Raw genomic sequence first — 14174 nt, 5'->3', positions numbered from 1 at the left:
TCACCAGCCAGTGAGCAACAGGTGCTGGACGACCAAGGCCGTGCCGAGTTGCACGCCCAGCGCCGGGCGCCGGAGGCGTTCCGGAAGCAGTGCCGTGCCGATGAGCAACCACGGCACGAACGGCACCCAGATCCGTTCGACCTCCGCTTTGCTCATCATCGACAGGTCGGCGAACAGGATGGTGAGCGCCGCCGCCGCGGTCAGCACGACCACGACACGCACGGCCCCGACCGGGAACGGGCGGCGGATTCGCCGGACGACCACCGCCACCGACGCACCGACGATCAGGCCGCCGCTGATGGCGAGTGCCGCGAGATTGCCCCAGACCCAGTAGGAGAACGGCCTGCGACTCGCGATCCCGGCCCAGTACCGGTCGACGAGCACCGGGTACGCCTCCCACCACCGGAATCCGAACACGGCGAACACGACGGCGACGACGCACGCCGTCGCCGCCGCGATGGGCAGCGGCCACCACGAACGCGCCAGCCACAGCACGGCGAGTGCGAGGACGCCGAGGAGCACCAACCCGTACGACAGGAACACGGCGATTCCGAGCAGTAGCCCGGCGGCGAGCGACCACAGGATCCGCCTCCGGACCTCACCGGTGGTCGCCGCACACGCGAGTGTGCACAACCCCCACGCGGCGACAGCGCCGAACATGGCGTCGCCGGAGACCGCCTGCCACACCGCGACCGGTCCCAACGCGAGGAACGGGGCGGCCACCCGGGCGGCGGACTCGGCACCGAGCCGTCGCAGGGTGATGAGGACCGCGACCGGGGTGGTGGACGCCAGGACGATCACCACCAGCCCGCTCGCCAGCCACGAGCCGAGCCCGAGGTGCACGAGGCCGATGAAGAACAGGACGGCGGCCGGCGGATGCCCCGCGAGGTGCACGGGCCAGTTGTCCTTCGCGTCGAGCGGGATCCGCGAGACGTACTCCGTCAGCATCGCGGGGATGTCGGTGATGGCCAGGGCGGGTCCGAGGTACTCGTACGGATGCTCGAGGATCTTCCCGAGGCCTTCCGGTCCGTCGACGAGCGCCAAGGAGACCATCCAGACGAACGCCGTCACGAAGACGACCCCGAGGAGCACCCGCCAGCGGGAGAGCTGGGCGATCCGGGCTGAGCAGACCAGCGCGAACACAGCGAGCGTGACCGCGGGGAGCGAGCCCCAACCGACGTGCGGCGCCCACTCGGCGTGCAGTGGCGGGAACGATCGCACATGCACGTTCAGCGGGATGAGCCCAGGGAGTGCGATCGCCGCAACGATGAGCAGGACGGCGATCGCGGTGCCGATCCGGGCCGCGGTGTGGTCCGACGAGTCGGGGGTGCGCCCCGGCTTCAGACTCCGCGCGGCCGACCCCCTCGACCCCCGGCTCAACATGGTGCGAACGCCACGAAGCGCCGGCCGCCCGCGCGCCATCGACGGGCGACACCGAAGCCGTTCCGCGCGCCCACTCGCGCGATGGCCAGGGAGCCGAGCTGCGCCCACGGGAACGCCGAGCTGCGGCACCCGTCGACATCGACGACCACCGCGTCGAACCGGCGATCGACGTCGCGTCGGGAGGCCTCCACGACGACGCGCGAGTCCCGCGCGTCACGGACGAGCGCTCGCGTCCGTCGAAGCAGCACGTCGGGATCGCCGCCGATCCCGATGTTGCCGTCGAGGAGCAGCACGGTGTCCCACCGTCCCTCGTCGGGGAGCGGATCGAACACCGACGCGCTGAGCACCGGGGCACCGCGCCGCGCCGCGAGTTCCAAGGCGACGCTCGAGAGGTCGACACCGAGTGCCTGGCGCCCGAGCCGGACGGCGGCCTCGACCATGCGTCCAGGACCGCAACCGAGGTCGAGCATGGCGCCCGTCGTCGCTCCGAGCACACCGAGGTCGACCGGGTCGGCGGCTGCGGTGAACGACGCGACGTCGATCAGCTCGTCGGCGTCGGAGTGTGCGCTGAACGCCTCCACGAGCCGCACCGTGGTGCGGTCGACGGTCTCGAGCAGCGCACGGTCGTATGGCAGGTGGCCGCCGGCCCCGAACACCGACTCGGTGCCGGGATGACGACTGGTCAGCAGGCTGGACATCCTCCGAGGCTAGGTCGGGCGACGACGACGCGACGGCGCGGGACCTTACGAACCGGAGACGGCTTCCCGCCGAGTGGGAACCTGCGGTCCCGACGAACTACGGTAGGGCCGTGTCCTCCCTTCCGACGTCCGAGACCGATCCGTTGCTCGCCGATCGACGCATCCTGATCGTCGAGGACGATCCGACCGTCCTCGAGGTCGCCGAGTCCTACCTGCGCGCCGCCGGATTCATCGTCGACACCGCCAGGGACGGCTTCACGGCGCTCGAGATCGCAGCGCGCAGAGCACCCGACCTCGTCGTCCTCGACCGGATGCTGCCGGGTATCGACGGTCTGGAGGTGTGTCACCGACTTCGCGCGCTCCGCTCGATGCCGATCATCATGCTCACCGCGCTCGGCGGGACCGAGGACCGGATCGCCGGGCTCGAAGCCGGTGCGGACGACTACCTCGCGAAGCCGTTCTCGCCCAGGGAGCTGGTCCTCCGGGTCCAGTCGATCCTGCGTCGGGTGATCGGGGAGTTCACCCCGGAGGCGTCCTTCAGCCACGGGCCCTTCACCCTCGACCCCTCCGCGCGGACCGTCGAACGGGACGGGACGGCGCTGGCGCTGTCGGCGAGGGAGTTCGACCTCTTCGCCTTCCTGCTCAAGCATCCCCGGCAGGCGTTCAGCCGCGAACAGCTGCTCCGCGCGGTGTGGGGCTGGGACTTCGGCGACCTGTCGACGGTGACGGTGACCGTGCGGCGCGTCCGCGAGAAGATCGAAACAGAACCGACCAGACCGACGATCCTCGCCACGGTGTGGGGCGTCGGCTACCGTCTCGACCTCTGAGGACCCCGTGCTCCCGTTCCAGGACATCCTGATCCTCATCGGCATCGCGCTCGCCGCGGCGACCGGGGTCACCGTCGCCGGTCTCGCTGCGCTCCGCTTGACCAGGCGTTCGTCGATGCTCGTGCAATTGGGGGTCGTCTCCGTCTCCGGCCTGTTGTCCGTCGCGCTCGGGGTGGTGCTCGCCTCCTCGGCCATGTACGTCTCGGCCCACGACCTCTCCGTCGTCCTGACGATGGCCGCCATCTCAGGCGTGGTCTCCCTCGGCACGGCCGTCCTCCTCGGTCTGGCCTTCACCCGGCGCAGCGCGGAACTGGCGGACATCGCCCGCGCGCTGGGAGACGGTTCGCAGGCGGCGGAGGCCGGCTCCTCAGGAGCATCCACCGGGGCTTCGCCCGGCCGGGAGCGACCGGGGTTGCCCGGTGCGGCCGACAGCGCGGAGCTGGCTCGTCTGGCCTCGGAGCTCGATCTCGCCGGGCACCGGCTGACGGAGTCCAGGGCGGCGACCGCGGCGGCGGAGGATGCACGCCGGGCACTCGTGGCGCACGTCTCGCACGACCTGCGGACACCCCTCGCCGGCATCCGCGCCATGGCCGAGGCGCTCGAGGACGGCCTCGTCGAGGATCCGGCGCGGTACTACCGCCTGATGCGCGGTCAGGTGGCGAGCCTGACGACCATGGTCGACGACCTCTTCGAGCTGTCACGGATCCAAGCGGGTGCCCTCCGACTCCACCTGGAGCCGATCTCGGTGGCCGATCTCGTCAGTGACGCGGTCGGTGAGCTGCAGGCCGTGGCCGACCGGCAACAGGTCGATCTGCGGGCGCACGGTGAACCGTCGTCGCCGATCATCATCGGGGACGACCGCGAGCTCTCCCGGGCGATCGCGAATCTGCTCGTCAACGCCGTCCAGCACACCCCGCCCGGCGGCGCGGTGGACGTCGCCGCCGAGGAACAGGCCGGTCAGCTGACCCTGAGCGTGACGAACACGGGCAGCGGGATCCCGTCAGACGACCTCGAGCGGGTGTTCGACGCCGGCTGGCGCGGTGATCCCGCCCGGACCGCGACGATCGACGGGCTCACGGGCGGCGGTCTCGGACTCGCGATCGTCCGGGGCATCGTCGAGGCGCATGGGGGCACCGTCGTCGCACGGAACGTGCCCGGAGGATGCCGCTTCGACATCCGTCTCCCGTGCGGGCGTCCGCACGACTGACCGGGTCCACCCGGCGGGCTGATCCTGTCACGACTTCGTCACCGCATCGCCCGACGGCCGTACCTGTGCGTCCGTAACGTGAGCGGCACACGGACGGAGACGACATGGTGGCATCAGGCCTGCAACGGACGCTGCATCGCGCACGCGCGACGGTGGCGTCACCGTCACGTCGGACACGAAGCGCCGTGGTCCTCGGACGACTGCTCGGGCTGGCCTTCGTCGTGTGCTTCCTCAGCGGCATGTACAGCCACTTCCTCCAGCAGCCCCTGCCCTGGATGGTGTTCCCCACGAAGCCGGTCTGGCTGTACCAGGTGAGCCAGGGCGTCCACGTCACCGCTGGGATCGCGTGCTTCCCGCTCCTGCTCGGCAAACTCCACGCGGTCTTCCCCGAGCTGTTCCAGTCACCACCGGTGCGATCTCCGCTGCACCTGCTGGAGCGCGCCTCGATCGCCCTGTTCGTCGCCGCCTCCCTCGTGGAGATCACCATCGGACTGCTCAACACCTATCAGCTGTACGCATGGTTCCCCTTCTCGTTCCGGCGACTCCATTTCGTCCTCTCGTTCGTGATCATCGGCTCGCTCGCACTCCACATCGCTGTCAAACTGCCCATCATCGCCCGGTACTGGCGCCGCGACGGGTCGGACCCGGCCGAACCGAGGCCGTCCGACCCGGTCGGACCCGACGCCCCGGGCACAGCCGTGCGTCCGGGCGGCGTGACCGGTCGACTGTCGCACTGGGTGGATCGTGAACCACAGCCGCTCGAGGGCGCGTCAGACGACCGGTCGGCTGCACTCGGCCGACGCGGATTCTTCGCGACGATCGCCGTCGCGACGGGCGCGCTCATCCTCTTCACGGCCGGACAGAGCTTCTCGATCCTGCGACCGCTGGCGTTCTTCGCCCCACGGCTGCCGGGCACCGGTCCGCAGGGCCTCCCCGTGAACCACACCGCGGCGTCGGCAGGGGTCGTCGAAGCGGCGTCCGCCGACGACTGGTCACTCGAGGTGCGGTACGGTGAGCGCTCCGCGACCTTCTCGCGGGCCGAGCTCGAGGCGTTACCGCAGGTCGAGGAGACCATCCCGCTCGCCTGCGTCGAGGGGTGGAGCCAGAGCGCCCGATGGCGGGGCGTGCGCATGCGCGACCTCCTGACCCACGTCGACGCCCCCGCGGATGCGACGATCCGCGTCCGGAGCCTGCAACAACGCAGCCAGTACACGGTGATGATCATGCCGAGCGAGTTCGTGCTCGACGACGCGACCCTCGTGGCGCTCGAGCTCGACGGCCAGGTACTCGATCTCGATCACGGCTACCCGGCTCGGATCATCTGTTCCTCCCGGCCCGGCGTCCTGCAGACGAAGTGGCTGTCCAGCATCGAGGTGATCGCATGAACGGGTCCTCCATCCGATCCGACCGTCCATTCCGTCGCACCCGGTGGACGCTGGGTGCGCTCGGCGTCGCGATCATCATCGTGGGCCTGGCACTGTTCGTCCAGGAGATCCCCGCGGTGCGCTATCCCGGCGTCGCGTTCTGGCTGGCCGGCGCGCTCGTCGTCCACGACGGTCTCATCGCGGGCGTCGTGGTCGCGGGAGCGGTCCTCTTGCGGAAGCTGGGGCTCCGCGCCCGGACGCGCGCCGTCCTGTCCGGCGCCGGGGTGGTCGGCGGGATCATGGCCATCGTGGTCCTGCCTGCCGCTTGGAAGGCGGCGATCGGCACCGCGAACCCGACGGTCCTCCCGTCGGACTACCTCGGGAACCTCGTCCGGTTCGAGATCGGCATCGCCGTGGTGACGGTTGTCGTCGTCATCGCCCTTCGGGTGGTCGACCGCCGGCACGCAGCTCGCGGAGCCGCTCCGAGAACGCCGTCCGAGGCGCCACAGTAGCAACCACATCGGCGTCCGCGGCCGTGTCGACGTCGCGGAGCGTCGGCAGCATGCCGACCCGGTGCCCTGCGGCGCGGAGACGGTCCAGTTGGCGCGCACCGGTGTCGTCCTGAGACATGGCGACCCCCCGGATCAGCGCGCCGTCGGGCTCCCGCATCCCGAGCGCCCAGAAGCCGCCGTCCTCGGCCGGGCCGAACCAGGAGTCGACGTCGTCGGGCCAGTCAGTGCACGGCCCCGCCAGATGCCCCGACTGGAGCTGCGGGGTGTCCATGCCGACGAGGAGGACGGGTGTGTCGTACCGGTCGAACAGCCAGCCGAGTCGCTCGTCGAGCGTCCCTTCCGGCTGTGGGACGACGTCGAATCCCCGGGCACGCGCCGGAAGCGTCGTCCCCTGGTAGAACAGGACCCGCTTCGTCGCCGGCACCTCGCCGAGCACGCGCAGGGTGTCGTCGATCGCGGCTGCCGCGAGCGAGGCCGCCTCCACGAGCGTGAAGGGCGGGTGCAGGCGGGTCTTCACGCGCCCGGCGACGGGCTCCTTCGCGATGAGGACGATCGTGGTCATCGGGCGGCACCGGCGCGGTCGTGCTGCTCCGCCAGGAGACGGGACATGTCCGATACGGCGGTCAGGGTGCCCCGCAGCGTCCCGGTCACCTTGGACCGGCCCACCCTCGGGCGGTAGGGCACGTCGACCTCGCGGATCCGCCAGTCGTCCGCTCGAGCCCGCAGGACCTGTTCGAGCGGGTACCCGCTTCGGCGGTCCTGCAGGTCGAGGCCGAGCAGTGCGAGGCGGTCGGCGGCGCGCATGGGTCCGAGATCGCGCAGGGCGAGTCCGGTCCGAAGCCGGATGAGGCCGGCGAGCGCACGGTTCGCGATCCGCGCGTGGACCGGCCAGGAGCCGCGTTCCGGGATGCGCCTGCCGAGCACGAGGTCGGCTGCACCCTCGAGGACGGGACCGCTGACGAGCACCAGATGCTCAGGGTCGAACGATCCGTCCGCGTCGCAGAACGCGACGACGGGTGCCGTCGCCGCCAGGAGACCAGCGTGGGCTGCGGAGCCGAAGCCACGTCGTGGTTCGTGGACCACCGTCGCGCCATGACGTCGCGCCACCTCCGCCGAGCCGTCCGTCGAGCCGTTGTCGACGACGATCGCGCGATGTCCGTCCGGAAGCCGGTCGAGGATCCACGGGAGGGCCTGCGCTTCGTCGAGACACGGGAACACGACGTCGACGCGCGCGGTCATGAGGCAGCCCGGCGGAGCGGCGCCGTCCGGAGGTCGCGCATGCCGTCCTCGAAGGGCACGAGCGGTCTCCACTCGAGTTCCGCCCGAGCACGCTCGGACGACGCGGTGATGTGCCGGACGTCGCCGAGACGGAACTCGCCCGTCACGACGGGCCGGAGGGTGTCGTCTGCGCAGAGGGCCGTCGCGACGTCGCCGATGGTGTGGACGGTACCGCTGCCGATGTTGAAGGGGCGGACCGCGCCGGGCGCCTGATCCGCCGTCCAGTCGAGGGCGGCGACGTTGGCGGCGGCGACGTCGTCCACGTGCACGAAGTCACGGCGTTGCCGGCCGTCTTCGAACACGCGTGGGGCCTCGCCGCGCGCGAGGGCTGAGCGGAACAACGACGCGACGCCGGCGTAGGGCGTGTTGTGCGGCATACCGGGCCCGTACACGTTGTGGTACCGCAGCACGGCGGAGACGCCCGCGCTCGAGCGTGCCCATGCGGAGGCCAGCTGTTCCTGCGCGAGCTTGGAGGAGGCGTAGACGTTCCGCGGGTCGAGAGTCGCGTCCTCGACGATGAGATCCGGACGCAGCACGCGTCCGTCGGAGCCGATCGGTTCGAACCGACCCGCCTCGAGATCGCCGATCGTGCGCGGCGTGGGGCGCTCCGGTCCGGAGGCTCCGAGATAGGCGCCCTCACCGTAGACCACCATGGAACTGGACAGGACGAGCCTCGGGATGCCGGCTCTCGCCATCCCGGCGAGGAGTTCAGCGGTGGCCAGGTCGTTCGACGCGATGTAGTCGGGTGCGTCGTCGAGCGACACCCCGAGGCCGACCTTCGCCGCCAGGTGCAGGACGGCGTCGACTCCGTCCAACGCCCGGACGACGACGGCGGGGTCCCTGAGGTCGCCGAGCTGGAACTGCGCGCCGGGTTCGGGCGGCGCCGGGTTGGTGCCGTGGACGTCGGATCGCAGCGAGTCGACGACACGGACCCGGTCACCGCGACCGACCAGCGCCCGCACGACGGCCCGGCCGATGAACCCGGCACCACCGGTGACGAGGATCACGTGGTCTCCCGCTGGAGGACGCGCGCCACGGCCTCCGGGTCGACGGCCGTACGCGCCCGGTAGTCGGCGGGGATCGCGGCGACGATGCGCTCGACCGCGTCGACGATCCTGGGCTTCGCCTCACGCAGCCGGGCGAACACGAGCGGTGCGTCCACCGGGACGGCGTCCTCGCCCGCATCCTCGTCGGTGACGAACGCCAGGGTGACGGTGCCCAGGTTGAGCTCGGAGGCGAGCGCCACCTCGGGGTACAGCGTCATGTTGACGAGATGGGCACCGGCCGACGCGAGCCACCGGGACTCCGCCCGGGTCGAGAAGCGCGGGCCCTGGATGACGGCGACCGTGGCGCCGACCACGACGTCATCGCCGAGGGTTTCCACCGCCAGATCGCGCAATTGCGGGCAGAACGGTTCGGCTGACGGGAGGTGCTGGACGTCGGGCCCTTCGTAGAAGGTGTCCGGTCGGCTGTGCGTGCGGTCGAGGTACTGATCGACGAGGACGAGACTCCCGACCGGATGGGCCGTACTGATCGAACCGACGGCGGCAGTCGAGACGATCGCACGGACGCCGAGGCTGGCGAGCGCCCAGGCCGTCGCGCGCGAGTCGATGCGGTGGGGCGGGACGTCGTGTCCGGCTCCGTGGCGGGGGACGAAGGCGATCGTGCGGTCTCCGAGCTCGCCGATCAGCACCTCGACGGACCGGAAGGGCGTCGCGACCGTGATGGGCGTCGCGCTGGCGTGATCGAGGAGGGTGGAGAGACCGGAGCCGCCGATCACTGCGATGGGGATGGTCATCCTCCGACCTTCGCAGCACCGGCAGGGTGGCATGCGCCGATCCGTTCGGTTGTCTCCATTCCGTAAGATCGCCGGCATCAGTTGTCGGACGACGCCGCTCCGTTCACGCACCGGAGCGGCTGCGGTCTCGCGCGGCCACTGGACGAAGCGAGCCCCGGTCAGCCGCGGGCGTCGCGCACGATGGCGGTCAGCGCATCGAGGTAGGTCTCGAATGCGGCACGCCCCTGCATGGTGAGGGCGACGCGGCGGCCACGACGGTCCGTGTCGCTCTTGCCGACCTCGACAACGCCGGCATCGGCCAGCGCCGAGAGATGTTTCGAGAGAGCCGATTTGCTCACGCCGGTGATGCGCAGCAGTGAGGCGAAGTCGGCGTACTCGGCGGGAGCGAGCGCCGACAGCAGCGCGAGGCGAGCGGGCTCGTGGAAGAGCGGGTTCAGCGCCTGGCGGCTGACCGCGGCGTCCTCGGCTCCGTCGGCGTCACGCATCGCCGGTCCGGGGCCGGGCGCCGACGGACGGACCACCGGATGCGAGGCGGATGAGCGCCGGCAGGCAGGCGGCGAAGACCACCACGGCCGCCGCAAGCGCCGACAGGGTGTTCGGGGCCACGAGGTCTGCCGAGCGCGCGGCCCACTGCACGAGGACGTACACGGCCGCGACGGCGACACCGCTCGCGGTGAGGAGCAGCGCACCGACGCGATCCGACCAGTCGAGGCGCAGTTTGAGCGGACGACTGACGGACAGCGCCACGAAGCCGAGGGCTACGATGCCGAGGAGCCAAAGCATGTCGAGGTCGACGACGACCCCCAGGGCGATGACGAGCACCGCGGTGATGATCGCCGTGCCCAGGGCGCCCTGCCGAGCGGCTCGGCGTGAGGCATCGCGTGCGGCGTTCAACCGATCCTGTGCGTCTCCGTGGTTCAAGATGGACCTCCAGTCGTTGCGTCTGAAGAAACTATCATATCGTTTCCTGCAAAGAAACAACTCATGGCTGGGCCCAGGGCATCACACCCGGCCATCTGAGACGGCGAGCAGCACCCGCCGACCTGGGATGCCCTGGTGGCGAGCCGATCCGGGCGCGGTCAGTGGTCGGACAGCGCCGCTCCGTTCACGCGCCGCAGCATCTCAACCGTCGCTTGATCGTCGTCGGTCATGACGACAAGGGCCTGCAGCCGAGACAGCTCCAGCTCGATGACCACCGCCGACCGCCCGTAGCGATAGCACCACCAGGAGCGCGTGCCGGCGCCACGAAAGAACCCGGCGCGGATCATGAGCGTGCCAGTGCCACCGGATCGCCACCGAACGGGAACCTCGGCCGTCGGATCTGCGGAGACGTCGGCCGAGAGGATCGCGGCGCTCGGGACCCGGATCCGCCGACGCAGACTGAGGAATCCCCACCACCCTCGCGGCGTGATGACGAGATCCGCCCCCTCGACCACGATGTCGACGACCCCCCTGCGTCCGTCGGAGCGGCTCATGCTGACGCCGAGTCGAGGATATGCAGTCCGGCGATCGTCCGGTCGTCGCGGAACGAGATGCGGGCGACGAAATCCCCGGCTTCGAAGGCGAGCGGGGTGTTCGTGATGGTGATGTCCGCAGCCCTCGAGGCGACGGTCTCACCGCGCGACTCGTAGACCCCGGCCAGCCCGGCGATCTGGGCCCAGGCGCCAGCCAGTGCGGTCGCAGGCAACCCGTCGCGCATCGTCTGGTCGAAGCGCGTGGTCACGTCCTCCCATCGGCCGGCGGCGAGGTCATCGATCACCGTCGTAGCGAGTGTTGCGGCGTCGGAAAGCGGGGTCGTGTCCATGGGAGCTCCTGTTCGTGGGTCGACGGGTTTGCCGTAGCGCTGGAACGCCGCCTGCCGGGTGACGCCGAGGGCGTCGCCGATGGCCTGCCAGCTGGTTCCGTCGCGGCGAGCCTGTTGCACCGCCGCGATGACGACGCGTTCAGCGCTCTCGCGGACACTGAGCGCTCCGAGCACCAGACGGGTCGGATCCGACGGGTCACCGAGGATCGGTGCCGTGAGGAGCCTCTCGGTACGCGCCGTCAGTTCTGCGAGAACGTCCGTCAATTTAAATTGCATATGTAAACCATACGTTTACACGCGCCCGATGTCCAGCCCCATCGCACCATCAGCTCGTCGGCGCTCGAGCCCGGGCGGTGGATCACCGTGGAGATTCAGACAGCCAGCGACACGTGCCGACCGAGCGCCGCGATCGCAGCTTCGTCGCGTTGATAGTGCGACCACTGACCGATCCGAGTGCAGGTCACGAGGCCCGCGCGCTGGAGCGTGGCCATGAACTGCGAGGCGGTCGACTGCGACACCTCGGCCCGCGCCTGGATGTGCTTGAGGCACACGCCGACCTCGCTCGCCGGCTGATCCTGCGGCGGGAACGACTCGGGATCCTTCAGCCAGCCCAGGATCGCGAGGCGGGTCGGGTGGCCGAGCGCGTTGAAGACCGCCACCAGATCCAACTCTGGTCGGAGCCCGCGGAGTGATCGGCGGGAACCTCATCACTCATCTCGAAGGACTCGGCTGGAACGTGATCGGGTTGTCCCGCCGCGGCGGTCCGAGCGCCGCCACGTGACCTGGCGGGTCGGTGATTCGCATCCGACAGATCACCGATCTACCGGACGGTCGATGTGCCGATCCACCGGATGGTCGATGTGCCGGCGCATCCACCTGGCTAGCGTCGCTAGTATGGCCGAGCGAACCGCATCACCGACACTGCCACCCGGGCCCGATCCCGCTCGAGTTTCGGGGCACGACCAGGTGGTGCGGTGTCGGCAGCTCCGAGCCGCAGGCATCCTGCTCCTGCTGCAGGGTGTCCTGATGGAGGGGCTGGTCGCCCTGGCGCTGCCGGTACTGCTGATCCTCGGCGTTGCGCCAGATGGCCTCCCGGCGGGGACCCACGTCTTCGCGCTCCCCTACCTCGACGACAACCTCGGCCTCATGATGCTCATGAGCGGCGTCTTCGGTGCGCTCAGGACGATCGGAGCGATCGGGGTCCTCCGCAATCGGCAGTGGGGCTTCGCGCTGTCGCTCGTGAACTGCGCCGTGACTCTGGTGCTGATGATCTTCCTGCTACCCGCCGGAGTGGCGGACGGGCTCCTCTCGGGCGGCGCGCTCCTGCTGCTCCTGCTGGGGCGGTTCGGACGGGCGGAGATCCTGCCGGAGCTGCGGTCGGCGGCGTAGGGCTGGGATCGGCAGGGACACTCCCGGGAGCGACCGCTATCGATCGAAGGCGGCGAGCGCGACGCTCGCCGCCTCCGCGACCAACGCGTCGTCGTACTCGGCGTCCGGGTCGAGTGTGTTCGTGAGGATGGTCAGGACGATCGGGTCGCCGCCCGGCCGGTCGATGATCGCGATGTCGTTCCGGATCCCACCCGCACCCCCGGACTTGTCGGCCACCTGCCATCCCGCCGGCGCACCGGCCCGGATCAGGGTGTCGCCCGTCGCGTTGCCGCCCATCCACGCCAGGAGCGCCGTCCGGTCGGCGGGCTCCAGGTAGGAGCCGTCGACGAGACGGATCAGGTCGTCGGCGAACGCGGCAGGGGTGGTGGTGTCATCGGTGCTGCCCGGTTCGATCACGTTCAACAGCGGCTCCGCGTTGACGACCTCGGTCACCTCGTCGCCGAGCGCGACGAGGGCGGCGTCCAGCGCGGTCGGCCCTCCGATCCGGGCGAGGACGAGGTTGAGGGCCGTGTTGTCGCTCCGCCGGACGGCGGCCTCCGCAAGCTGGGACAGGGTGAGGCCGGTCTCCACCTGTTCACTCGTCACCGGCGAGTAACCGGCCGCCTCGACATCCTCAGCCGACCAGGTGACGACTTCGTCACGCGCCGAGCCGCGCACCTCGTGGAGGAAGACAGCTGCGGCGAGCGCCTTGATCGTCGAGGCGTACCCGAAGCGCTCGTCAGCCCGGTACGACAGGCGGGCACCGGTCCCGGTGTCGACGGCGCTGATGCCCACGCGCGCGCTGAACTCGGCCTCCACGGCTTGGAACTCGACGGACAGGTCGGGCATCGACGCGGGCGGGGCCGACGGTGGGGCCGAGGTTGGAGAGCTCGGCGACGCCGACGGGGACGGAATAGCGGAGGCGCACCCCACGAGCCCGAGCACCAGCCCACCGGCCAGGGCGACGGCGACGACGGCGGCGACGACGCCACCGGTGCTCCGCGTCATCGACGAACACCGGCCTGCCCAGCGACCTGCTGATCGAGGCGCTCGAGGTCCGCCTCGACCATGGCGACGTCACGCGCGAACGCGGCGTCGTCCAGCTCGATCTGGCGCACGGTGAACACCAGCTCGGCACCCTCCGGATGAGCCAGGACGCGCACGGGGTTGGTCACGACGGTCCCGGACGGCAGGGTCACGTCGTGGTCGAGCACGCCGAGTCGGTTGTGCTCGACGAATCGGACCTCCACCCGACCCATGGGCGACTCGACGAACAGCGTGTCGCCCTCGCGGACCACCTCGGCCTGAGCGAGACCGGCCGCCCACCGCGGGAGGTTGTCGATGTCCGATGCGTACTCGTAGACGGCATCCGGCGAGGCACTGATGACCCGGCTCACGTGATGACTTCTCATGCTGGCATCTTGCCAGGCGCAGACTCGGGCACGATGCCGCGAGGCCATCGCGAGTCCACTGCCGCGGTCAGCGATCCACCTGCGCAGTCATGGCGATCGATACGAGGACGCCCGGAAGCTCCGGTCCGAGCCGGGCGACAGCACGTGCCGGGCGCGGCTCGTCGAAGAAGTCCGCATACGCTTCGTTCAGACCCGCGAAATCGTCCGGGTGGGCGAGCAACACGGTGACCATCGTGATGTCGGCGATCGTGCCTCCACCTGCGTTCAAGACAGCCTCGCAGTTCCGGAGCGACTGCTGGGTCTGGTCCTGGATGGAGGGCCCGGCTGACACTCCGGTCGCCGGATCGACTCCGACCATGCCGGAGACCGAGATCGTCGAGCCCGCTCTCACACCCTGGCTGAAGAGCGGAGAGCTCGGTGCGTTCGGGGTACTGATGACATGGCGTTCCATGACCGGAGCATAGGCCTCCAGCGATCGCGGCGGCAGAGGCAGATCGCTGCAGGTCCCGAGCGAGTGACGTTC

Annotated in this window: 19 protein-coding genes; 5 read left to right on the top strand and 14 right to left on the bottom strand. The window is 70.3% G+C overall.

Annotation, left to right across the window (positions count from 1 at the left end; translation table 11 throughout):
* Both B9Y95_RS09885 and B9Y95_RS09880 read right to left on the bottom strand, forming a co-directional pair.
* Window positions 1-1383, bottom strand: coding sequence for a hypothetical protein (locus B9Y95_RS09885; RefSeq protein WP_234994057.1), 1383 nt, complete (start codon window positions 1381-1383; stop codon window positions 1-3).
* Window positions 1377-2081 (bottom strand): class I SAM-dependent methyltransferase, encoded by a 705-nt coding sequence (locus B9Y95_RS09880; protein ID WP_085511748.1) that lies wholly within the window; start codon window positions 2079-2081, stop codon window positions 1377-1379. The genes B9Y95_RS09885 and B9Y95_RS09880 overlap by 7 nt, the downstream gene beginning before the upstream one ends.
* Before the next feature lie 110 nt (window positions 2082-2191).
* Between B9Y95_RS09880 and B9Y95_RS09875 the strand changes: the two genes are divergently transcribed.
* The 4 genes from B9Y95_RS09875 to B9Y95_RS09860 all read left to right on the top strand — a co-directional run bounded on the left by B9Y95_RS09875 (window position 2192) and on the right by B9Y95_RS09860 (window position 5991).
* On the top strand, window positions 2192-2908 hold the full coding sequence (locus B9Y95_RS09875) for a response regulator transcription factor (RefSeq protein WP_234994056.1): 717 nt from the start codon (window positions 2192-2194) through the stop codon (window positions 2906-2908).
* Between the two features lie 7 nt (window positions 2909-2915).
* Window positions 2916-4115 (top strand): sensor histidine kinase, encoded by a 1200-nt coding sequence (locus B9Y95_RS09870; protein WP_085511673.1) that lies wholly within the window; start codon window positions 2916-2918, stop codon window positions 4113-4115.
* A 104-nt stretch (window positions 4116-4219) separates the two neighbouring features.
* Window positions 4220-5500 carry a molybdopterin-dependent oxidoreductase gene (locus tag B9Y95_RS09865; protein ID WP_234994055.1) on the top strand — a complete coding sequence of 427 codons (1281 nt, stop codon included), beginning with the start codon at window positions 4220-4222 and terminating at the stop codon, window positions 5498-5500.
* Window positions 5497-5991 carry a hypothetical protein gene (locus B9Y95_RS09860; RefSeq protein WP_085511672.1) on the top strand — a complete coding sequence of 165 codons (495 nt, stop codon included), beginning with the start codon at window positions 5497-5499 and terminating at the stop codon, window positions 5989-5991. Before B9Y95_RS09865 ends, B9Y95_RS09860 begins: the two co-directional genes overlap by 4 nt.
* Here the strand turns inward: B9Y95_RS09860 and B9Y95_RS09855 are convergent.
* From B9Y95_RS09855 to B9Y95_RS09815, 9 genes are all read right to left on the bottom strand, one after another.
* Window positions 5912-6553 carry a TIGR04282 family arsenosugar biosynthesis glycosyltransferase gene (locus tag B9Y95_RS09855; RefSeq protein ID WP_085511671.1) on the bottom strand — a complete coding sequence of 214 codons (642 nt, stop codon included), beginning with the start codon at window positions 6551-6553 and terminating at the stop codon, window positions 5912-5914. The two genes, B9Y95_RS09860 and B9Y95_RS09855, sit on opposite strands and share 80 nt — an antisense overlap.
* On the bottom strand, window positions 6550-7230 hold the full coding sequence (locus B9Y95_RS09850) for a glycosyltransferase family 2 protein (RefSeq protein ID WP_085511670.1): 681 nt from the start codon (window positions 7228-7230) through the stop codon (window positions 6550-6552). The genes B9Y95_RS09855 and B9Y95_RS09850 overlap by 4 nt, the downstream gene beginning before the upstream one ends.
* Window positions 7227-8276: an NAD-dependent epimerase/dehydratase family protein gene (locus tag B9Y95_RS09845; RefSeq protein ID WP_085511669.1), complete on the bottom strand. Its 1050-nt coding sequence runs from the start codon at window positions 8274-8276 to the stop codon at window positions 7227-7229. Before B9Y95_RS09845 ends, B9Y95_RS09850 begins: the two co-directional genes overlap by 4 nt.
* Window positions 8273-9067 (bottom strand): MTAP family purine nucleoside phosphorylase, encoded by a 795-nt coding sequence (locus B9Y95_RS09840; RefSeq protein WP_085511668.1) that lies wholly within the window; start codon window positions 9065-9067, stop codon window positions 8273-8275. Before B9Y95_RS09840 ends, B9Y95_RS09845 begins: the two co-directional genes overlap by 4 nt.
* Before the next feature lie 158 nt (window positions 9068-9225).
* Window positions 9226-9552, bottom strand: coding sequence for a transcriptional regulator (locus B9Y95_RS09835; protein ID WP_123539657.1), 327 nt, complete (start codon window positions 9550-9552; stop codon window positions 9226-9228).
* On the bottom strand, window positions 9545-9961 hold the full coding sequence (locus tag B9Y95_RS09830; RefSeq protein WP_085511667.1) for a hypothetical protein: 417 nt from the start codon (window positions 9959-9961) through the stop codon (window positions 9545-9547). Before B9Y95_RS09830 ends, B9Y95_RS09835 begins: the two co-directional genes overlap by 8 nt.
* A 185-nt stretch (window positions 9962-10146) precedes the next feature.
* Window positions 10147-10542 (bottom strand): hypothetical protein, encoded by a 396-nt coding sequence (locus B9Y95_RS09825; protein ID WP_085511666.1) that lies wholly within the window; start codon window positions 10540-10542, stop codon window positions 10147-10149.
* Window positions 10539-11147 (bottom strand): DUF3887 domain-containing protein, encoded by a 609-nt coding sequence (locus B9Y95_RS09820; RefSeq protein WP_085511665.1) that lies wholly within the window; start codon window positions 11145-11147, stop codon window positions 10539-10541. Before B9Y95_RS09820 ends, B9Y95_RS09825 begins: the two co-directional genes overlap by 4 nt.
* Before the next feature lie 95 nt (window positions 11148-11242).
* On the bottom strand, window positions 11243-11530 hold the full coding sequence (locus tag B9Y95_RS09815) for an ArsR/SmtB family transcription factor (protein ID WP_234994054.1): 288 nt from the start codon (window positions 11528-11530) through the stop codon (window positions 11243-11245).
* A gap of 235 nt (window positions 11531-11765) precedes the next feature.
* Between B9Y95_RS09815 and B9Y95_RS09810 the strand changes: the two genes are divergently transcribed.
* On the top strand, window positions 11766-12260 hold the full coding sequence (locus tag B9Y95_RS09810; protein ID WP_143736429.1) for a hypothetical protein: 495 nt from the start codon (window positions 11766-11768) through the stop codon (window positions 12258-12260).
* Between the two features lie 36 nt (window positions 12261-12296).
* On the opposite strand, the gene bla is transcribed toward B9Y95_RS09810, so the two are convergent.
* The 3 genes from bla to B9Y95_RS09795 form a co-directional block, all read right to left on the bottom strand.
* Window positions 12297-13247: a class A beta-lactamase gene (gene bla, locus B9Y95_RS09805; RefSeq protein ID WP_085511662.1), complete on the bottom strand. Its 951-nt coding sequence runs from the start codon at window positions 13245-13247 to the stop codon at window positions 12297-12299.
* Window positions 13244-13636: an SRPBCC family protein gene (locus B9Y95_RS09800; protein ID WP_085511661.1), complete on the bottom strand. Its 393-nt coding sequence runs from the start codon at window positions 13634-13636 to the stop codon at window positions 13244-13246. The genes bla and B9Y95_RS09800 overlap by 4 nt, the downstream gene beginning before the upstream one ends.
* An 82-nt stretch (window positions 13637-13718) precedes the next feature.
* Window positions 13719-14102, bottom strand: coding sequence for a RidA family protein (locus B9Y95_RS09795; protein WP_085511660.1), 384 nt, complete (start codon window positions 14100-14102; stop codon window positions 13719-13721).
* Between the last annotated feature and the right edge of the window lie 72 nt (window positions 14103-14174).

Source organism: Plantibacter flavus (assembly GCF_900177615.1).
In the GTDB taxonomy this organism is placed as follows: Bacteria; Actinomycetota; Actinomycetes; order Actinomycetales; family Microbacteriaceae; genus Plantibacter; species Plantibacter flavus.
This window is presented reverse-complemented; position numbering and strand designations above follow the sequence as displayed.